Source organism: Streptomyces sp. NPDC041068, from assembly GCF_040647455.1.
Taxonomy (GTDB): domain Bacteria; phylum Actinomycetota; class Actinomycetes; order Streptomycetales; family Streptomycetaceae; genus Streptomyces.
The window spans coordinates 129,094-148,419 of record NZ_JBEZCG010000011.1 but is presented as its reverse complement, the minus strand read 5'-3'; the positions used below and the strand labels follow the sequence as shown (position 1 = coordinate 148,419).

Sequence of the window (19,326 nt, the reverse complement as noted above, 5' to 3'; positions counted from 1 at the left end):
TACGCGAAAGGGGATCACCCGTGTCCCAGCTCGACCAACTTCCCGACCAGGACCCGACCGAGGTCGCCGAGTGGCGCGAATCGCTGGACGCCGCCGCCCGGTTCGGCGGCCCCGACCGCGCCGCGCACCTGCTGCGCCGCCTCGCCGAGCACGCGCTCCGGACCGGGATCAACCTCCCGCCGCTGCTCGAGACGCCGTACGTGAACACGATCCCCACCGCCGACGAGCCCGCCTTCCCCGGCGACGAGGCGATGGAGGCGCGGATCACCGCCTGGAACCGCTGGAACGCCGCCGCGATGGTCACGCGCGGCAACCAACGCGGCGGCCTCGGCGGCCACATGGCGACCTTCGCCTCGGCCGCCTGGCTCTACGAGGTGGGCTTCCAGCACTTCTTCCGCGGCAAGGAGGCCGACGGCTCCGGCGACCAGCTCTACGTCCAGGGGCACGCGTCCCCGGGCGTCTACGCCCGCGCCTTCCTCGAAGGCCGCCTGAGCGAGGGGCAGTTGGACCGCTTCCGGCAGGAGGCGGGCGGCGACGGGCTCCCGTCCTACCCGCACCCGCGGCGGCTGCCCTGGCTCTGGGAGTTCCCGACCGTCTCCATGGGCCTCGGCCCGCTCTCCGCGATCTACCAGGCGCGGTTCAACCGCTACTTGGAGCACCGCGGCATCAAGGACACCTCCGGCTCCCGCGTCTGGGCGTTCCTCGGCGACGGCGAGATGGACGAGCCCGAGGCGACCGCCGCGCTGGCGCTTGCCGCGCGCGAGAAGCTGGACAACCTCACCTTCGTCGTCAACTGCAACCTCCAGCGCCTGGACGGTCCGGTCCGCGGCAACTTCAAGATCGTGCAGGAGCTGGAGCGGCAGTTCCGCGCCGCCGGCTGGAACGTCGTGAAGTCCCTGTGGGGTTCTGCCTGGGACCGACTCCTCGCGCAGGACACCGAAGGAGCGCTCGTCCGGCATCTCGGGCAGATCCCCGACGGCCAGTTCCAGACGTTCGCCGCGCGTGACGGCGCGTACATCCGCGAGCGCTTCCTCGGCGCCGACCCCGCGCTGCGGCCGCTGGCCGACCGGCTCACCGACGGGCAGCTGGAAGAGATCGTCGGCACCTCGCGCGGCGGCCACGAACCGCGCAAGGTGTACGCCGCCTACCGTGCCGCGGTGGAGCACAAGGGCGCGCCGACCGTCGTCCTCGTCCAGACGGTCAAGGGCTGGACGCTCGGCCCCGGCTTCGAGTCCCGCAACGCCAACCACCAGATGAAGAAGCTCTCGGGCAAGGAGTTCCGCGCCATGCGGGACCTGCTCGAACTCCCCATCCCCGACAGTGCGTTGAACGACGACCTGGTGCCCTACGCCCACCCCGGCGAGGACTCCCCCGAGGTCGCCTACCTGCGCGAGCGACGCGCCGCGCTCGGCGGCCCCGCCCCCGCCCGCAAGGTCGCGTCGCGACCGCTGCCTGCCGCGGAGTCCGCCGTCGCCGAGAAGGCCTTCGCCGCGCTCAAGAAGGGCTCGGGCAGCCAGGAGATCGCCACGACCATGGCGTTCGTACGTCTGGTCAAGGAGCTGATGCGGGACAAGGAGACGGGCAGGCGCTGGGTGCCGATCGTCCCCGACGAGGCCCGCACGTTCGGCATGGAGTCGCTCTTCCCTTCCGCGGGCATCTACTCGCCGCTCGGCCAGACGTACGACCCCGTAGACCGCGACCAACTCCTCTACTACAAGGAGGCGAAGGACGGTCAGATCCTCAACGAGGGCATCACGGAGGCCGGTTCGCTCGCCTCACTGACGGCGGCGTCGACCTCGTACGCGACACACGCCGAGCCGATGATCCCCTTCTACATCTTTTACTCGATGTTCGGCTGGCAGCGGACGGCCGATCAGTTCTGGGCCCTGGGCGACCAGTTGGGCCGCGGGTTCGTCATCGGCGCGACGGCGGGACGCACCACGATGACCGGCGAGGGACTCCAGCACGCCGACGGCCACTCGCATCTGATCGCCTCGACCAACCCGGCCGCGATCAGCTACGACCCCGCCTTCGCCTACGAGGTCGCGGTGATCGTCGAGGACGGCCTGCGCCGCATGTTCGGCCCCGACGCCGAGGACGTCTTCTACTACCTCACCGTGTACAACGAGACGAAGGTCCAGCCGCCGATGCCGCCCGGCGACGACGTGGCGGAGGGCATCCGGCGCGGCCTGTACCGCTACAAGGAGGCCGACGCCCCGGCCGCCGACGCCCCGCGCCTGCAGCTCCTCGCGTCGGGCACGGCCATCCACTGGGCCCTGGCGGCACAGCAACTGCTCCACTCCGACTGGGGAGTCGCCGCCGACGTCTGGTCGGCGCCGTCCTGGACCGAGCTGCGCCGAGACGCGCTGGCCTGCGACGCGGCGAACCTCGCCGCCGCCTCCCGCGGCGCGGAGGCGAGCGACCGGATCCCGTACGTCACCCGGGCCCTGGCGGGCGCCCCCGGTCCGGTCGTCGCGGTCAGCGACTGGATGCGTGCCGTGCCCGACCAGATCCGGCCGTGGGTCGAGCAGGACTGGACGTCCATCGGGACGGACGGCTACGGCCTCTCCGACAGCCGCGAGAACGCCCGCCGCCACTTCGGCGTGGACGCCCCCTCGATCACGGTCGCCGCCCTGGCCGCCCTCGCACGCCGCGGCGAGATCAAGCCGGAGACGGTCCGGGAGGCCGCCGCGCGCTACGGCCTCTAGGGCGCGCGTCGCGACAGCCCCGGTGAACGGCGCGCGGCGGCCCCCTTGCGCCCGCCGCGCGCCGTTCACTTCAATGCGGCGTATGGCAGCCCGTCGCAACCCCTCGCAGCAGCACGAAGGCCCTTCAGGAGGAGGGCTGCCGCCGACCGCGTGGGCGGTGCTCGGGCTGCTGTCCTTCCCCGGGGAGCGGACCGGGTACGAGCTCAAGAAGTGGGCCGACGCCTCGCTGCGCTTCTTCTACTGGTCGCCCGCCATCAGCCAGATCTACGCCGAACTGCGCCGCCTGGAGGGCCTCGGGTACGCCACGTCGCGGCGCTCGGGGCCCGACGAGCCCCGGACCAAGCGTTCGTACGCGATCACCGACGAGGGCCGTGCCGCGCTCGCCGCGTGGGCGGGCGGCGGCCGGGACGCGGGGCCGCCCGTCCTGAAGCACCCGCTGCTGCTGCGGGTCTGGCTCGGGCATCTGACGGCGCCGGACCATCTGCGGGCGCTGGTCGCGGAGCACGTCGCGCAGACCAGGGGCGAGCTGAAAGAGGTGCGGGACGCGCTCGCGCGGGCGGACGACGCGGAGGCCTGGTCCCACCCCCAGGTCGCGCTGCGCTGGAGCGAGCGGCGCCTGGAAGCGGAGGTCGAGCTGGCCGAGGCGATGCTGAACGACCTCGCGGGCCTCGACGGCCTCACGGACCTCGACAACCCAGCGGGCCCCGACGACTTCACCGGCTCCGGCGGCCACGACGGCCCCGGCCGTCAACCCATGGAGGACTCGCCCACCCCGGGGTGAAGCGGCTCGCCCCGGTGGCGCCCCTGCCGGTAGGACGGACGGGGTCAGCCGTCCCCGCCGTACGGAGCAGCGCACCCGTGAGCACCCGCGCCGTCCTTGTCGCCGCCCTGATCACCGGACTCCTCCTCGGCATCGCCGGAACCAGAGCGGACGACTCCGGTCACTCTCGTCCGAGCGGTTCCCTCACCGAGGCGGGCCATTAGGCTGCGACATTGCCGCGTGGCTTCTTCCGTCCTCGCCATGCGGCCGCCGAGCCGCCGTCGACGGAAGCGAGTGAACCTTGAACTTCCTCACCATCGGTCATCGCGGGGTCATGGGTGTCGAACCCGAGAACACCCTCCGTTCCTTCATCGCCGCGCAAGCCGCGGGCCTCGATCTCATCGAGCTGGATCTGCATCTGAGCAAGGACGGCGCTCTCGTCGTCATGCACGACGCCGACGTGGCCCGTACGACCGACGGCAAGGGGCCGATCGCCGAGAAGACCCTCGCCGAACTGCGGGAGCTCGACGCCGGCCGCGGCGAGCGCATCCCCGTGTTCGAGGAGGTCCTCGACGCCGTGAAGGCGCCGCTGCAGGCCGAGATCAAGGACGTCGCGGCCGCGCGCGCCCTCGCCGAGGTCATGCACAGCCGCGACCTGGTCTCGCGGGTGGAGGTGATCTCCTTCCACGACGAGGCGATCGCGGAGATCTCACGCCTGGTCCCCGGCGTGCGCACCGCCCTGGTCGCGAGCCGCTACGGCACCGACGTCGTGGAGCGCGCCACGGCCGTCGGCGCCACCACCCTCGTACTGAACATCCGGCGGCTGACGCTGGAGATCGTCGAGCACGCCAAGAAGGCCGACCTGCGGATCATCGGCTGGGTGGTGAACACGCAGGACGATCTCCGCCTGGTGCGGGCGCTGCAGTTGGACGGGGCGACCACCGACTACCCGGAGATCAAGCGGACGGGCCGCTTCACCGCCTGACCGATCCGGCGCCTCGTCAGGCCAGCGGCTTGACGAGGAGCTCGAACTCCAGGTCGTCGCGCTGCGGAATGCCGAAGCGCTCGTCGCCGTACGGGAAGGGGGTCGTCTTTCCCGTACGGCGGTAGCCGCGCCGCACGTACCAGGCGATGAGGTCCTCGCGTACGGAGATCACGGTCATGTGCATCTCGGGCACGCCCCACGTCGCGCGCGCCGTCCGCTCGGCCTCGGCGATGATCACCTTGCCGAGGCCCGCGCCCTGCAGGGCCGGGCTCACCGCGAACATCCCGAAGTAGGCGTGGTCGCCGCGGTGCGCCAGCTGGCAGCAGGCGACGAGCGCGCCGTCCCGCTCCACGGCGAGCAGCCGGCTCACCGGCGACTCGATGACCTCGGCGACGCCCCGCGGGTCGATGCGCTGCCCCTCCAGGATGTCCGCCTCGGTGGTCCAGCCGGCCCGGCTCGAGTCCCCGCGGTACGCCGACTCGATCAGCTCGACGAGCGCGTCGACGTCGGTGGCGACGGCGTCACGGAAGGTGAGGTCGCCGGTGGCGGGGCGGGTGGCGGTGTCCATGGACGTCGTTCTCCGATCGTGCGGGATCTTGGCTCAGCCTGGGGCTCCGTCGAGCCTAACGCCCGGCTAGGGTGCGGCCGCATGGTGCACGTACTGAGCAGCAGGACCCTTCTCCGCCCCACCGACCCCGAGCGATCGCGGGCCTTCTACGGCGAGGCCCTGGGCCTCGCCGTGTACCGCGAGTTCGGCACGGGCCCCGAGCGCGGCACGGTCTACTTCCTCGGCGGCGGCTTCCTGGAGCTCTCGGGCCGCTCCGAGACTCCGCCGTCCCCCGGCCTCCAGCTCTGGCTCCAGGTCGCGGACGTCCACGCGGCGCACGACGAGCTGACCGGGCACGGTGTCGAGGTGGTGCGGCCGCCGGTCAAGGAGCCATGGGGGCTGGTCGAGATGTGGATCGCGGATCCGGACGGCGTCCGCATCGTCCTCGTCGAGGTCCCCGAGGACCATCCGATCCGCTACCGCCCCGGGATCTGACCGCTTCGGCAGTCTCAGCATGCTCGGCCGTGCCAGCATGAAGGTCCGCGTCCGTGGCCGCGTGAAGGTCCGTCGCCGAGCCGCCCGTTGGAGGCCTCCTCGTGTCCGAGCTCGACAGCCAGACCGCGTACTGGGACTCCGTCGCGGCGACCAAGACCTTCACGCATCCCCTGCATCAGCCGTGGCTGGAACCGGTGGGCAGGGACGCCGCCGTCCTGGACTACGGCTGCGGGTACGGCCGCACCGTGGACGCCCTCGCGCGGCAGGGCTTCCACGACCTCTCGGGCGTCGACACCTCGCCGGGGATGATCGCCAGGGCCCGCGCCCTGCGTCCCGCGGTGCGCTTCGACGTCCTGGCGGCGCCGCCCGCGCTGGACCGCCCGGACGCGAGCGTCGACCTGGTGGTCCTGTTCGCCGTGCTGACCTGCGTGCCCGACGGCGGTGCCCAGCGGCGGCTGATCGGTGAGGTGGGCCGCGTCCTCAGGCCGGGCGGTCTGCTGTACGTCAGCGATCTCCTGCTGCAGGACGACGCGCGCAACCAGGAGCGGTACGCGCGCTTCGCCGAACTCCACGGCACCCACGGCGTGTTCGAGACCAGCGACGGCGCGGTCTGCCGCCACCACACCGAGGAGTGGCTGAGCTCCCTGCTCGCGGCGTTCGAGGCGGTCGGCAGCCGTCGCATCACCGTGGCGACGATGAACGGGCACGCGGCGACGGGCATGCAGTTCCTGGTCCGCAAGGCCCTCGGTTAGTTCTCCCGGGATGCGAGGGTACACGCCCCCGGGTACGGTCCGCAGAAGATCTTCCACGGCCTGGAGAGATACCCATGGCAGCTCCCCGGATCCTCGTCGTCGGCGGCGGTTTCGCCGGTATGGAATGCGCCCACAAACTGGAGAAGAAGCTCGCGTCGCACGAGGCGGAGCTACGGCTGATCAGCCCCACCGACCACCAGCTCTATCTCCCGCTCCTTCCGCACGTGGCCTCCGGGGTCCTGACACCTCAGTCGGTCGCCGTGCCGCTGCGCCGGATGCTGCGCCGCACGGCGATCGTGCCGGGCGGCGCCGTCGGCATCGACACCGAGGCCAAGGCCGTGATCGTACGGAAGATCAACGGCGAGGAGGTCGTGGAGCGTTACGACTACCTGGTCCTGACGCCCGGCAGCGTCACGCGGCAGTTCGACATCCCCGGCGTCGACCGGTACGCGGTGGGCGTCAAGACGCTCGCCGAGGCCGCCTGGATCCGCGACCACGTGATCTCCCAGCTGGACCTGGCCGCGGCGAGCTCGCACCGCGAGGAGCGGGAACAGCGGCTGCAGTTCGTCGTGGTGGGCGGCGGCTACGCGGGCACGGAGACGGCCGCCTATCTGCAGCGGCTCACCAGCGCCGCCGTCAAGCGCTATCCGGGGCTCGACCCCGATCTGATCAAGTGGCATCTCGTGGACGTCGCACCGAAGTTGATGCCGGAGCTGGGCGAGCGGCTCGGCGAGAAGGCCATGGCGATCATGCAGCGGCGGGGCGTGCGGGTCTCGCTCGGCGTATCCGTGGCCAAGGCCACCGAGGACACCGTCACGCTCACCGACGACCGCGTCCTGCCGTGCCGCACGCTGATCTGGACCGCGGGCGTCGCGCCCAGCCCGCTCATCGCGACGCTGGGGGCCGAGACGAACCGCGGGCGGCTCGTGGTCAAGGCCGATCTGACGGTTCCGGGGCTGGAGGGGGTGTTCGCGCTCGGGGACGCGGCGGCCGTGCCGGACGTCGTCAAGGGCGGCGACGCGATCTGCCCGCCGACCGCGCAGCACGCCATGCGCCAGGGCTGGGCCGCGGCGAAGAACGTCGTGGCGGCGCTGCGGGGCTTCCCGCTCACCGACTACCGGCACAAGGACATGGGCCTGGTCGTGGACCTCGGCGGCATCCAGGCGGTGTCGAAGCCGCTGGGCGTGCAGTTGACCGGGCTGCCCGCCCAAGTCGTGGCGCGCGGCTACCACTTGGGGGCGCTGCGCACGCTCACCGCGCGCTTCCGCACGGCCGCCAACTGGGGGCTCAACGCGGTCGCGGGCGACGACTACGTGCGTACCGGCTTCCAGGCCAGGCGTCCGGCCACGCTCAAGGACTTCGAGCAGACCGACGCGTATCTGACGCCGGAGCAGATCAGGGAGCGGCTGGCCGCAGCGTGACGGTGCGGACGGTGTGCTTCTCGACCTGCTCGCGGGAGTAGAGCAGCGGGAAGGCGCCGTCGGCAGCCCAGTCCTCGAACAGGTCGGCGTAGTGCGGGCTGCGCGGATCCCCGGACTGTCCCGGGGAGTTCATCGCCACGGAGCCGTCCCAGGCGCCGACGTCGACGACCAGGCGGAAGGTGGCGCCGGTCGTCTGCCGGAAGCCGGGCCCGTAGGCGGCGGCGCCGACCGTGTCCCCGCTGCCGCCGCGCCGCGCGGGGCCGACGCTCGTCCACGGCGGAGCGGGGCGGTCGCCGAGCAGGGCGGCGGCGGGGTGGTGCGGGTGCGCGTGCAGGAGGTCGCCCCAGGCCCAGCCCGCGGGGTCGGGGCCGAGCAGCGCGGAGACCTCCGCGACGGCGGCGGCCAGCGTGGCGCACAGCAGCTGCGGGTCGGGGTCCTCGGCGAGCAGGGCCAGATCGACGCGCGGGTCGGCGGCGACGTCCTCGGCGGGCAGGACGCGCGCGAGGGCGCGGACGCGGAGCTCCGCGGGTGTCAGGCCCTCAAGTGCCCGCTCCAGCAGGGCGGGACGCAGATGCCGCCGGTACCAGATTTCGAAGAGCGCGGCGGCAGCGGAGTCCGTCGTCAGGCACGCGTCCCAGCCGCGGAGCAGGTCGAGCGCGGCGGCCACCCGGGTGTCCGCGCCGTCGACGCCGGCCAGCAGGGCCCGGATGTGCCGTGCGGGCAGGCTGAGTCGGTCCGTCTGGAGGCGTACGCAGTCCTGGACCGTCCAGTCGGCGCGCGCGGCGAGGACCTCGCTGATGCGGTCGTGGCGCGTGGGGGCGTACCAGTCGTACGTGACGGTCCTGCTGTCGTTCGGGTAGGCGGGCGGCAGGTTCATCTGGTTGGCCGTGGCGAGCCAGCCGCGCTCCGGGTCGCGCTCCGCCGGCAGGTCCCCCGCGTCGAGGAAGCCGTCCCACTCGTACCGCCCGTCGCCGGGCACGGGCAGGGTGCCGTCCCAGCCGCGGCGGACCGGGACGCGGCCCGCGGGGCACCAGCCGATCGTGCCGTCGGGGGCGGCGTACACCTGGTTCTCGCCGGGCGCGCCCCAGCGGCGCATCGCGGCCACGAAGGCGTCGGGGTCGCGGGCCCGCAGGTAGTCCATGCTGCCGAGGTAGGGCGCCATGCCGGGGCCGAGCCAGGCGGCGCGGACCGCGAACGCCGCTTCACGCTCGGGGCGTTGGCGGATCACCGGGCCGTGCCGGGTGAACCACAGCTCGGCGGTGACCGGTTCGCCGCCGCGCACCGGGATCTCCTCGGCGACGCGGGTCATCGGCTCCCAACGGCCCTCGTACCAGTACTCGTGCGGATTCTCCGGGTTGGTGCGGTAGACGTAGAGGTCCTCCTGGTCGATCGGGAAGATCGTCAGGCCGAACGCGATGTGGCCGTTGTGGCCGATGGAGATGCCGGGCAGGGCGGGCTCCCCCGCCCCGATGGCGTCGATGCCGGGCGCCGAGAGGTGCGCGAGGTAGCGCAGGGCGGGCAGGGTGACGGCGCGGTGCGGGTCGTTGGCGAGCAGGGGGCGTCCGGTGGCGGTGCGGGAGGGGGCGAGCACCCAGTTGTTGGAGCCGTCCAGGCCCTGGCGCGGCGCCTCGTCCGCCGCCCAGGGCGGGGTGGTCGCGAGGGTGTGGACGTGCAGGACGTCGTCGGGGAGGACGGACAGGTCGAGGCCTTCGGGGACGCGCAGGCGGTGCGGGGCGGGTTCGCGGCGCCTGCGCAGCTCCTCGACGGCCGGGCCGTGGTCGCGCAGGGTGAGGGCGCGGGCGACCTCGTCGTGGAGGTTGTACTGCAGGCCGTGGCTGCGGATGCGGGCCACGTCCGAGGGGTCCCAGTAGCTGGGCTCGTATCCCAACAGGCCGAACTCCGGCGGGCTTTGACGCGGCTCCTTGCGGCACAGGGCGACGTAGGCGTTGATGCCGTTCACGAACGCCGTCGTGACGCGCTCGGTGTCGGGACCGTAGGCCTGCCACTCCTGCGCCATGTCGCCGCGATAGAGGAAGAGGCGGGTGGCACGGTCGTGTTCGACGTACGCGTCGCCCAACACCTCACTGAGCAGGCCGAGTCCGCGGCGACGCCACAGGTCCAGCTGGAAGAGCCGGTCACGGGCGGCGTTGAAGCCCTGGGCGAGGAACAGGTCGTCCTGCGAGGCGGCGTAGAGGTGCGGGACGCCCCACTGGTCGATCAGGATCTCCACGGGCCGGGCGAGACCGGGCACGTCGAACTCCGTCGTCGCCGAGGTGCCGCTCATCGTCCCTCCTTCGCTCGGGGCATGGTCACACGCTCGGGTCGTACCGCCCGTCGACCGCGGTCCAGCCGCCGTCGACGGTCAGCACGCTGCCGGTGACGTACGTGGCCGCGTCGGACACGAGGTAGGCGACGGCACCGGCGATCTCCGCAGGCCCTGCCCACCGCTTCAGCGCGGAGGCCTGGGCGTACGCCTCGTACCAGGCGGGGTCGGCGGCGATCTGGTCGGTCAGCGGGGTGCGTACGACGCCGGGCGCGACGGCGTTGAACCGCACCCCGTGCGGGCCCCACTCGGCAGCGGCCGTCCGCAGCAACTGGATGAGCCCGGCCTTGGACGCGGCGTACACGCTCTGCCCCGGCTCGACCTGGAAGGCCCGCATGGACGCGAACCCGACGACGCTGCCGCGCCCGCGCGCGGCCATACCGGGGGCGACGGACTGCACGAGCGTGAGGTAGGCGCGCAGGTTGAGCGCGACGACGCGGTCGAAGTCGGCGAGGCTGTAGTCGGCGATGCGCTTGCGCACGTTGACTCCGACGGTGACGACGAGCCCGTCGAGCGGCCCCCACTCGACGGCCGCCTCCCGCACCTCCTCGGGGTCGAGGACGTCGAGGGAGTAGGGGGTGGCGGAGCCGTGGGACCGGCGAGACGCGGCGGCCTCAGGGGGACGGACGGCTTCGGGGGAGGCAAGCCGGACCGTCTCCGCCGCGCCCGCCTCGTCGCGATCCGCCACGATGACCTCCGCGCCCTGTGCCGTCAGCGCTCGGGCGGTTTCGCGGCCGATGCCGCTCGCTCCGCCGACCACCGCGATGCGGCGGCCGTCCAGGCGGAACAGGTCGGCGTAGTTCGTGGCGTGCTCCATGTCGTGTTCCATGCCCCTCTGCCTCTCCCTCACTTGGTGCCCCCACTCGACGCGGACGTGAGGAAGGCGCGGGCCGCGGCCGCGTACACGCGGGCGTACTCGCCGATCTCGCGCACCTCGACGTACTCGTCCTTCTGGTGGGCGATCCACTTGCCGCCGGGGCCGTAGACGACGGTGGCGAGACCCGCGTCACGGGTGAGGATCGTGCCGTCCGTGGTGCCCGGCACCGCGCCGAACGCCGGTGTCCGGCCGTGCACTTGGCGGTGCCCTTCGACCAGGGCGGTCACCACGGGATGGTCCTCGGCGAGCTCGATGGCGGGCCGGTCGTCGACCACGGTCAGGTCGACGTCCACACCGAACGCGAAGGCGGCTCCCTCGGTCGACTTCCTTACGCGGTCGATGAGTTCGGCGTGGTCGACGCCGGGGACGGTGCGGACGTCGACGCCGACGACGGCGTGCGCGGGGATGACGTTGAGCTGGTCGGGGTCGCCGCCGAGCAGCACGGTCGGCGTGACGGTGACGTGGCCCGCGTACGGATGGGTGCCGTAGCGCCTCCCGGCCCACTCCTGCACTCCGGTGAGCGCCTCGACGACGCGGGCGCCTGCCGCGATGGGACTCCTGGCCTCCTGCGGCATCGCGCCGTGCGCCATCACGCCGTGCAGGTCGAGCCGGAGCCGGATGCCGCCACGGGCGCAGGCGCACACCTCGTACCCCTCGGGCTCGCACACGATGACACCGTCCACGCCCCGCGCGAGCGGCGACGCGGCGAACGCCTTCGCGCCGAGCATCAGCCCTTCCTCGTCGCACAGCACGCCGACGACGATCCGGCCGGGGAAGGGACCGGCCAGCTGGAGGGCGCGCACCGCGTAAATCATGGCCGCTACACCGGACTTCATGTCGGCGGCGCCGCGCCCCCACAGCTTTCCTTCGCGGATCTCGGCGCCGTACGGGTCGACGCTCCAGTCGGCGGGGTCGCCTTCGGTGACGACGTCGACGTGCCCCTCGAACATCAGGGTCGGCCCGTCGCCTCCCCCGCCCTCGACGACGGCGACGGTGTTGGGCCGCCCCGGGGCGACCTCCATGACCTCGTACGCCCACCCGAAGTCGGCGAAGAGGCGCTGGACGAGGCGGGCTGCGGGCTGCTCGACCTCGGTGGCACCCGCGGCGTTCACGGTGCGCAGCCGCACCAGGTCCCGGGTGAGGGCGACGGCGGCTTCGGTGTCGACGACGGGGACGGTCGGGGGTGCGGTGGCCATGGAGAACCTCCAAGTCGTCCGGCTGGTCGGGCCAGTCGATCTCCCGTACTCTCCCGCCGCGTTCAGCCCCGGTCAACCGTCAGATCTTGGACGGAAAGCCGTCGGCAGCGACGGACGACCGACGGCTCAGCCCCTGCGCACTCCGAGCCGCCCCTCCAGCTGTGCCAGCAATTCGCCCAGGAGGCCGCTCAGTTGACCTTGGCCGTCGCCGTCGAGCACGGACAGGACGACTGTCTCGTACGCGAGTTGCTCCGGCAGGATCGTGTCGACCAGATCGCGCCCGGCGTCCGTGAGACGGACGTGTGCGACGCGGCGGTCCCTGGCGTCGGCGCGGCGGTCGACCAGTTCCCGCTCCTGGAGCTGCTTGAGCCGCTTGGTGACCGCGGCTCCGGAGGAGAACGTCTCGCGGGCCAGCTCCCCCGGCGTCAACTCGTGCCCGGTGCGGCGCAACGCGCCGAGCAGGTCGAACTCCGCGCGGGTCAGGCCCGCACGGCGCAGCGGGGCGTCCTCGGCCTGCTGGAGGAGGGCCGCACAGCGGTTGATGCGGCCGATCACCTCCATCGGCCCGGTGTCGATGTCGGGGCGCACCGTCTGCCACTGCCGCACCACCGCGGCCACGGTGTCCCCACCGAGGCCCGCCACCGGACCGTTCTCTTCTGTCATGCTCGTGCGCCCTCCCAGGCGTCGGCGGCTCCCGCGCGGGCCCGCGTCCCCTGTCCGTTCTCACCGCTCCGTCGTCGGACCGTCGCCGCGAGCGTACGGTGTCCGGCGCGCTCGGCGTCGACCACCCGCTGCTCGGGCAGGGCGCGCTGCCACCATTCCCCGGCGGCGGCGTCGGCCGCGGCGCGCAGGTCGACGAGGGCGGCGGCGAGCCTGCGCCCCGCCTGATCGACCGCGCCCGCCCCGGCGAGGCCGGCCTCGGCGCGCTCCCTGGCCAGGTCGGTGGCCGCGAGGGCCCGCTCGATCTGGTCGGCCGCGCGCCGGTTGGTGACGAGGACGGCGGCGGCGACGCCGAGCGCGGCGCCGACGAGGGTGTCCACGACGCGTTCGACGATCAGCTCGCCGGGCTGCTGGAACCGTGCGAACTCGGTGACCAGCAGCGCCATCGGCGTCACGCAGACGCTGCCCATCCAGTAGTTCCTGCTGATCAGCGCCTCCGCGCCGAAGGCGAGGACCAGACAGCTGACGATCAGCTCGGCGTGACCTAGGTGCGCGAACGGCGCGATGGCGGCGAAGGCGAGCACCCCGACGAGGTTGCCGACCACGCGCTGCACGCCGCGGTTCCAGGTGAGGGTGACGTTGGCCTGGTAGAGGGACGCGGCGGTGACCAGCGCCCAGTAGGGGCGGCCGATGCCGAGCGCGAGCGAGGCGTATCCGGCGAGGGCGCAGCCGACGGCGGTGCGCAGCGCGATGGGCAGCAGCGGGGAGCCGGGGGCGATGCGCCGCCACAGGGACGCCTTGGGCCCCGCGAGTTCGGCGTCCACGCCGAGCAGTTCGTCCTCCTCGCCGGGGCGTACGTCACCGGGGCGCGGGACGGCTCCCGTGCCGCGCAGTCCGGCCGCCCAGGAGCGCAGCGCGGCGGGGTCGGCCGCGGCGGGCGCGGCGAGGGCCTCCTCCGCGCGGACGACGAGGCGGGCCAGGGCGCGCCGGGCCGCGACGCCGGGGGCACCGGTGGCGAGCAGCGACTGCCAGGCGGCGTGCACGGCTCCGGCAGCGGCGGCGCGCGCCTTCTCCGCGGCGGGTCCGGAGTCCTGGGCTGTCCGGGCCGCGCGGGTCTCGGTGTACGCGGCGGCGGCGTGGAGGGCGCGCGCGGTGGCGCGGCGCTCGGGTCCGTGCGGCCGCACCAGCGCGGGCGCCATGCCGACCAGCCAGGCGACGGCGCCGCCCGCGACGGTCAGCGCGACGTGGCCGGGGACCTGCCCGAGGGTCTGCGGGGCGAAGAGGCTCGCGGAGCTGATGAAGGTGAAGATCAGGTGGCCGGGCGGGCCGATGCGGGTGGCGTCGCAGAGCGTCTTCTGCGCGGCGGCGAGCACCGCGCCGACCGCGACGAGGACGACGGCGGAGGCGGTGAGCGAGGCGGTGACCAGCGCGACGGCGATGCTCGCGGTCATTCCGGCGACGACCCAGGCCAGGGCGCGCGCCCTGGCGGCGTAGGGGAGGTTGTGGGCGTACAGGGCACAGAACGATCCGGCCATCGTGTACATCACGAGGTCGAGCCGCCCGAGGGCGAGCAGCGTCAGGTTCGGTATCGCGGTGGCGACGACCACGCTGGACGCGGGCTTGAACCAGATGTCGGACGGCTTGCCCGGTCGCAGCACACCGGCGAGCGGGAGCCGGCGGATGCGTGCGGGGCGGGGTGACGGGGACGGTGGTGCGCTGCTCATACCCGGAAGGTTAGCAAGTGTTTTACTCGAAAAACACTTGGAAAAGATCAGGGCCTCACGGTGACCGCCGCTCCCCCGTGCTCCCCGTGCACCCCCATGCGCTCGCGTACGTCCTCACGGCCCCGGGCATCGACCCGACGACACCGTCGACAGGGGGAGGTGCGCGGTGCACGGACCGGCGCAGGCCGCCTGGCTGCTCGTCGCGCTGTGCGCGGCGGCCGGGGCCTACTGCCTGCTGAGGATGCGCAGCAGGATCGAGGAACAGCGCCGCACGGCCGGCGGCGACGCGCTCATGGGGTTCGGAATGGCGGTGATGGCCGTACCCGCGGCCGTGATCGCCCCACCACGCTGGGCCTGGCTGGCCTACACAGCGGTGTTCGGCGCGGCAGCGCTGCGCGCCGTGTGGGCGGCCCGCACGGACCGCCACCACCTGCACCATCTGATCGGCGCGTTCGCCATGGTCTACATGTCGGTGGCGATGCTCACGGCCCCCGGCGCACACGCGGGGCACGGAGGCGCAGGCGTCCCACCCCTGACGGGCGCGCTCCTCCTCTACTTCACCGGATACGTCCTGTGGTCGGGCGCCCGCCTCGCCCCACGGCCGCCCGCACCGGCCAGGGGCGGCCCGAGCGCGGGAGCCCCAGGAGGCCCACCGCCCCTCGGCTGGGGCGACCGCCCCGAAGTCGCCCTGGCCTGCCGGGTGTCGATGGGGATCGGGATGCTGGCGATGCTGCTGACGCTGTGACAGGCGTCCCGCCCAGACGACAGACCGCGCCGACGACAGACCGGCGACGACGGACCGGCGACCGCGGCGTGGCGCGGCTCCGCCGCCTTTCGGCCCACGGCATCCGGGACCTTTGCCCCTGCCCCGCACCGCGAGGGTGCGCGAGGGTCGGAATCCGCTTCCCGATGTCACGCCGAGAAGACGTCGCGCCCAGAACCAGGAGAGCCTCGTGGGGTTCAGCCATCGCAAGTCGTTCAAGGTCGCCCCTGGCGTCCGCGTGACCGCGTCCAAGTCCGGCATCAGCTACTCCGCCGGAACCAAGGGCGCACGCGTCACCAAGCGCGCGGACGGGCGCGTACAGACCTCGATCTCCGTCCCCGGCACCGGCATCCGCCACACGTCGTCGTCGAAAAGTCGGGCGGACGAGCCTGTGGCGGAACGGTCCGCGCACCAGGACCACGCACGCGAGAAGCGGGCCCTCGAAGCCGACTACCGCAGGATCTACAGCACCGCGGTCACGGAAATGCGCGATCGGGGGTTCACCGCCGACGAACTCGTCGCCCAGCTCCGGGGGCAGGGTGTCGCGGACCGACGCCTGCTGCGAGCCGTCGACGACGCGGACAAGTACCTCAAGCGCTCGGCCGCGCAGTCCGCGAAGCAGGACGCCGCGATCGCCAAGGAGCAGGAGATCGACGAGCTCGCGCGGGGCGCGGCGCGGCTGCTCCGCGAAGGAATGAAGCCGCGGCACGTGGACGCCCGGCTCAAGGATCAGGGGGTCGGATTCATGATGCGCGGTGAAGTCGTGAGCCGGGCCAAGAAGTTCAACAAGCACCTGCGGTGAGCGACGCCGCGGACGGCGGTCCGCACGTCCGCCGCCCGGCGGCGAGAGCTCAGTGGCCGATCAGGGCCGGGAGTGCGATCAGACCGTCGATCTGCCAGTCCACCGCGTCCAGTACCGCCTGATCGTCCGCCCAGAAGTGGCCCCACGGGCCACGGCGGACGTGCGCCGTGCGCAGGCCCGCCTGCCGTGCGGGGAAGACGTCGTGCGCGGGGTGGTCGCCGACGTACAGCGTTTCGGCGGGGGCCGCCTGGGCCACTTCGAGGACGCGGGCGTAGAAGGCGGGGTCCGGTTTCGCCACGCCCCAGTCGCCCGAGGTGACCACGAGGTCGGCGGGCAGATCGAGGTCGCGCAGGAGTTCGGCGGCGCGCGCGGTCTGGTTGCCCGCGACGATGACGCGCACCCCGATCCGTTGCAGGCTGCCGAGCGCGGGCCGCACGTCCGGGTAGAGGTCGGACTCGTCGAGGTGCTCGCCCCGGCCTGCCGCCTCGCGCGCGTGGTACGCCGAGGCGACGTCCATGTCCGGACTGATGAGCCGCAGGGCGTCGGCGCTGTCCCCGCCCCGCGCCACGACGGCGCCGACCAGCGCGGAGACGGTGTGCCGCGGAACCTGCAGCCAGTCCGCCCACGAGGCCCAGTAGCGGTCGTCTTTGGTGAGGGTCTCCCCCACGTCGAACACGATGGTCTGGATCATCGTCAGCACGCTACTGCGTCGCGCGGGCCCGATCCGCGGTCGTCACCCGTACGGGAAATACACCCGTGTCGGCCGTGAATACACCCGCGCCGACCGTGGCGTCCGTCACTTGAGGTGACAGCCCATACCCTCCGGTAGTGCGGCCCTCATAGGCTGGGCGCCATGATGGTCCCCGTCGCGCTGTTGCTGCTGGGCGCCCTGACAGCCCTCGTCGCCCCCCGGATGCTCGCACGGGCCGACTGGCCGGAGCGCGAACCCGTGGTCGCGCTGTGGGCTTGGCAGTGCGTGGTGGCGGGTGTCCTGCTCTGCTGCGCGCTCTCCATGACGCTGAGCGCCGCCGCCGCGTGGCAGGCCGTGCGCGGCCATCTCTTCGCTCCCGCCCCGCACGCCGTCGTCGAGGCGTACGCCCTCCAGGCCCCGGGCCCCTGGGCCGCCGCCACCGCCGTGACGCTGGCCTGCGGCGGCGTGTGGACCGCCGCGATGCTGACCAGGGAGATCGCACGGGCGCGCGCCCGGCGGGCCGCGCGACGGGCCGAACTCCTCGTGCGCGCCCCGCTGTTGCCGGGCGAGGAACCGGGCGCCGACCGCCTGGTCGTCCTGGAGGGCGAGCGCCCCGACGCCTGGTGGCTGCCGGGCCAGGCGCCCCAACTGGTCATCACCACGGCCGCGTTGCGCCGCCTGAAGGGCCGTCAGCTCGACGCCGTGCTCGCGCACGAACAGGGCCACGCCCAGGCCCGGCACGACTGGCTGCTGCACTGCTCGGGCGCGCTGGCGACCGGCTTTCCGCAGGTACGGGTGTTCGCGGCGTTCCGTGACGAGATGCACCGCCTGGTGGAGCTCGCCGCCGACGACGTCGCCTCGCGCCGCTTCGGCCGCCTCACCATCGCCCTCGCCCTGGTCGAACTCAACGAGGCCCGCGGCGTGTTCGGCCCCTGCCCGACCCCGCAGGCACACGTCCCGCAGCGCGTCCACCGGCTGCTCGCGGCCCGCCCGCGCCTGACCGCGGGGCGCCGGCTGCGACTGACGGCCACCGCGGCGCTCGTACCGGTGATCCCCGTCCTGGTCACCTTCGTCCCGGGACTGCGCGCACTGGGCTAGCCCCGACGCGCGCGGCGCCCCCGGGATGGCCCCACCCCCACCCCGTCGGCGAGGATCACTTCATGCACCCCGCGCCCCCCGCATCCCCGCCCCGCCCGCCCGGCTCGCGGGCCGCGCTCGCCGCCGCGGCCCTGTGCGTGCCGTCGATCCTGCTGCTCCTCCTGGTCGAACTGGAGTGGAACCCGCTGCTCTCGCTCGACGACGACATCGCGCGCACCACCCACCGCTGGGCCGTCGACGACCCGGACGCCACACAGGCCAGCCGCGTCCTCAGCGACTGGGTGTGGGACCCCTGGACGATGCGCGCGCTGTGCGCCGTGACGGTGATCTGGCTCGCGGTGCGCGGCGCGTGGTGGCTCGCCCTCTGGCTCGCGGCCACCTCCGCGCTGGGCTCGGCGGTGCAGCAGTCCCTCAAGGCTGCCGTGGACCGGCCGCGCCCGGCCTGGCCCGACCCCGTGGACTCCGCGCACTACGCGGCGTTTCCCTCGGGTCACGCGATGACCGCGACGGTCGTCTGCGGTCTGCTCCTGTGGCTGCTGCGCTCCCACGGCGCGGGCCCCGCCCTGTGGCGCACGGCCCTGGCCCTCGCCGCGGTCTCCGTCCTCGGCGTCGGCCTGACACGGATCTGGCTCGGCGTGCACTGGCCCTCCGACGTCCTCGGCGGCTGGCTCCTGGGGGCCATGATGGTGGCCCTCGCCGTCGCGACGTACGCGTACGGGCCGGGCAGGCGCACCACGGGCGGCGCTTGACCGCGCCTCGGGCGGTCCCGGAGGATCCTGGGCATGACGATCAAGGGCGTGCTCTTCGACTTCTCCGGAACCCTCTTCCGCGTCGAACCGACCGTGACATGGCTGCGGGCCGTGCTCGACGACCTTGAAGTCTCGTTGCCGGAGCCGGAGTTGAGGCGGACCGCCGAAGCGCTCGAGAGGGCGGGCGCGCTGCCCGGCGGGGCATCCCCCGTCGCCGTTCCCGAGCACCTCGCCGAACACTGGGCCGTCCGCGACGAGAGCGCCGAGCTGCACCGCGCCGCGTTCACGGGCCTCGCGCGCGAGGTGCCACTGCCCGACCCCCGGCTCCACGACGCCCTGTACGCACGCCACATGACGCCCGCCGCGTGGTGCCCCTACGGCGACGCGGCGGAGGTCCTGGCCGGCCTGCGCGAGCGGGGCGTCGGCGTCGGAGTGGTCAGCAACATCGGGTGGGACCTGCGGCCCGTCTTCCGCGCGCACGGCCTCGCCCCGTACGTCGACGCGTACGTCCTGTCGTACGAGCACGGGATCCAGAAGCCCGACCCGCGCCTCTTCGCGCAGGCCTGCGACGCGCTCGGGGCCGATCCGCGCGACGTCCTGATGGTGGGCGACGACCGGCGGGCCGACGGCGGCGCGGCCGAACTCGGCTGCGCGGTGCACTTCGTCGACCACCTGCCGACCGACCGGCGCCCGGACGCCCTGCGCCCGGTGCTCGACCTCGTGGGGTGACCGCTGCTCGACCTCGCGGGGTGAGGGCCAGCCCTCCTCCGGCTCC

The 19,326-nt window shown here is 73.4% G+C and carries 19 protein-coding genes; 12 read left to right on the top strand and 7 right to left on the bottom strand.

Annotation, left to right across the window (positions count from 1 at the left end):
• Positions 1 to 20 precede the first annotated feature (20 nt).
• The 4 genes from aceE (at position 21) to AB0B50_RS25530 (ending at position 4,453) form a co-directional block, all read left to right on the top strand.
• Complete coding sequence (gene aceE, locus AB0B50_RS25545) at positions 21 to 2,708, top strand: pyruvate dehydrogenase (acetyl-transferring), homodimeric type (protein WP_362336277.1); 2,688 nt, start codon at positions 21 to 23, stop codon at positions 2,706 to 2,708.
• 82 nt (positions 2,709 to 2,790) lie between these two features.
• Entirely contained in the window at positions 2,791 to 3,489 is a 699-nt protein-coding gene (locus AB0B50_RS25540; RefSeq protein ID WP_362336274.1) for a PadR family transcriptional regulator, read from the top strand.
• A gap of 77 nt (positions 3,490 to 3,566) precedes the next feature.
• Positions 3,567 to 3,692, top strand: coding sequence for a hypothetical protein (locus AB0B50_RS25535; protein ID WP_362336272.1), 126 nt, complete (start codon positions 3,567 to 3,569; stop codon positions 3,690 to 3,692).
• Positions 3,693 to 3,769: 77 nt separating this feature from the next.
• Complete coding sequence (locus tag AB0B50_RS25530) at positions 3,770 to 4,453, top strand: glycerophosphodiester phosphodiesterase family protein (RefSeq protein WP_362336269.1); 684 nt, start codon at positions 3,770 to 3,772, stop codon at positions 4,451 to 4,453.
• 16 nt (positions 4,454 to 4,469) lie between these two features.
• Here AB0B50_RS25530 and AB0B50_RS25525 read toward each other — a convergent pair whose 3' ends face one another.
• On the bottom strand, positions 4,470 to 5,021 hold the full coding sequence (locus AB0B50_RS25525; RefSeq protein WP_362336266.1) for a GNAT family N-acetyltransferase: 552 nt from the start codon (positions 5,019 to 5,021) through the stop codon (positions 4,470 to 4,472).
• A gap of 81 nt (positions 5,022 to 5,102) precedes the next feature.
• Here AB0B50_RS25525 and AB0B50_RS25520 point away from each other — a divergent pair, with 81 nt between their 5' ends.
• The 3 genes from AB0B50_RS25520 (at position 5,103) to AB0B50_RS25510 (ending at position 7,668) form a co-directional block, all read left to right on the top strand.
• Complete coding sequence (locus tag AB0B50_RS25520) at positions 5,103 to 5,495, top strand: VOC family protein (RefSeq protein ID WP_362336263.1); 393 nt, start codon at positions 5,103 to 5,105, stop codon at positions 5,493 to 5,495.
• Between the two features lie 101 nt (positions 5,496 to 5,596).
• Positions 5,597 to 6,247 carry a class I SAM-dependent methyltransferase gene (locus tag AB0B50_RS25515; RefSeq protein ID WP_362336261.1) on the top strand — a complete coding sequence of 217 codons (651 nt, stop codon included), beginning with the start codon at positions 5,597 to 5,599 and terminating at the stop codon, positions 6,245 to 6,247.
• Between the two features lie 74 nt (positions 6,248 to 6,321).
• Positions 6,322 to 7,668 carry an NAD(P)/FAD-dependent oxidoreductase gene (locus tag AB0B50_RS25510; protein ID WP_362336258.1) on the top strand — a complete coding sequence of 449 codons (1,347 nt, stop codon included), beginning with the start codon at positions 6,322 to 6,324 and terminating at the stop codon, positions 7,666 to 7,668.
• Here the strand turns inward: AB0B50_RS25510 and AB0B50_RS25505 are convergent.
• The 5 genes from AB0B50_RS25505 to AB0B50_RS25485 all read right to left on the bottom strand — a co-directional run bounded on the left by AB0B50_RS25505 (position 7,643) and on the right by AB0B50_RS25485 (position 14,448).
• Positions 7,643 to 9,952: a penicillin acylase family protein gene (locus AB0B50_RS25505; RefSeq protein WP_362336255.1), complete on the bottom strand. Its 2,310-nt coding sequence runs from the start codon at positions 9,950 to 9,952 to the stop codon at positions 7,643 to 7,645. The genes AB0B50_RS25510 and AB0B50_RS25505 overlap by 26 nt on opposite strands.
• A 25-nt stretch (positions 9,953 to 9,977) precedes the next feature.
• Positions 9,978 to 10,820: an SDR family oxidoreductase gene (locus tag AB0B50_RS25500; protein WP_362336252.1), complete on the bottom strand. Its 843-nt coding sequence runs from the start codon at positions 10,818 to 10,820 to the stop codon at positions 9,978 to 9,980.
• Between the two features lie 17 nt (positions 10,821 to 10,837).
• Complete coding sequence (locus AB0B50_RS25495; RefSeq protein WP_362336250.1) at positions 10,838 to 12,064, bottom strand: M20 family metallopeptidase; 1,227 nt, start codon at positions 12,062 to 12,064, stop codon at positions 10,838 to 10,840.
• Positions 12,065 to 12,190: 126 nt separating this feature from the next.
• A complete protein-coding gene (locus tag AB0B50_RS25490) occupies positions 12,191 to 12,727 on the bottom strand; it encodes a MarR family winged helix-turn-helix transcriptional regulator (protein WP_362336247.1) in 537 nt (178 codons plus the stop codon).
• A complete protein-coding gene (locus AB0B50_RS25485) occupies positions 12,724 to 14,448 on the bottom strand; it encodes an FUSC family protein (protein WP_362336244.1) in 1,725 nt (574 codons plus the stop codon). Before AB0B50_RS25485 ends, AB0B50_RS25490 begins: the two co-directional genes overlap by 4 nt.
• 166 nt (positions 14,449 to 14,614) lie before the next feature.
• On the opposite strand from AB0B50_RS25485, the gene AB0B50_RS25480 reads away from it, so the two are divergent.
• A complete protein-coding gene (locus tag AB0B50_RS25480) occupies positions 14,615 to 15,193 on the top strand; it encodes a DUF5134 domain-containing protein (RefSeq protein ID WP_362336241.1) in 579 nt (192 codons plus the stop codon).
• A 208-nt stretch (positions 15,194 to 15,401) separates the two neighbouring features.
• A complete protein-coding gene (locus tag AB0B50_RS25475) occupies positions 15,402 to 16,013 on the top strand; it encodes a DUF4236 domain-containing protein (protein WP_362336238.1) in 612 nt (203 codons plus the stop codon).
• A 49-nt stretch (positions 16,014 to 16,062) separates the two neighbouring features.
• On the opposite strand, the gene AB0B50_RS25470 is transcribed toward AB0B50_RS25475, so the two are convergent.
• On the bottom strand, positions 16,063 to 16,704 hold the full coding sequence (locus tag AB0B50_RS25470; protein ID WP_362336235.1) for an HAD family hydrolase: 642 nt from the start codon (positions 16,702 to 16,704) through the stop codon (positions 16,063 to 16,065).
• Between the two features lie 162 nt (positions 16,705 to 16,866).
• Between AB0B50_RS25470 and AB0B50_RS25465 the strand changes: the two genes are divergently transcribed.
• The 3 genes from AB0B50_RS25465 (at position 16,867) to AB0B50_RS25455 (ending at position 19,280) form a co-directional block, all read left to right on the top strand.
• Positions 16,867 to 17,802: a M56 family metallopeptidase gene (locus tag AB0B50_RS25465; RefSeq protein ID WP_362336232.1), complete on the top strand. Its 936-nt coding sequence runs from the start codon at positions 16,867 to 16,869 to the stop codon at positions 17,800 to 17,802.
• A 62-nt stretch (positions 17,803 to 17,864) separates the two neighbouring features.
• A complete protein-coding gene (locus AB0B50_RS25460; protein WP_362336229.1) occupies positions 17,865 to 18,551 on the top strand; it encodes a phosphatase PAP2 family protein in 687 nt (228 codons plus the stop codon).
• A gap of 33 nt (positions 18,552 to 18,584) precedes the next feature.
• The gene (locus AB0B50_RS25455) at positions 18,585 to 19,280 is read left to right on the top strand and encodes an HAD-IA family hydrolase (protein ID WP_362336226.1); all 696 of its coding nucleotides are present in this window, start codon (positions 18,585 to 18,587) and stop codon (positions 19,278 to 19,280) included.
• The last annotated feature ends 46 nt before the right edge of the window (positions 19,281 to 19,326 follow it).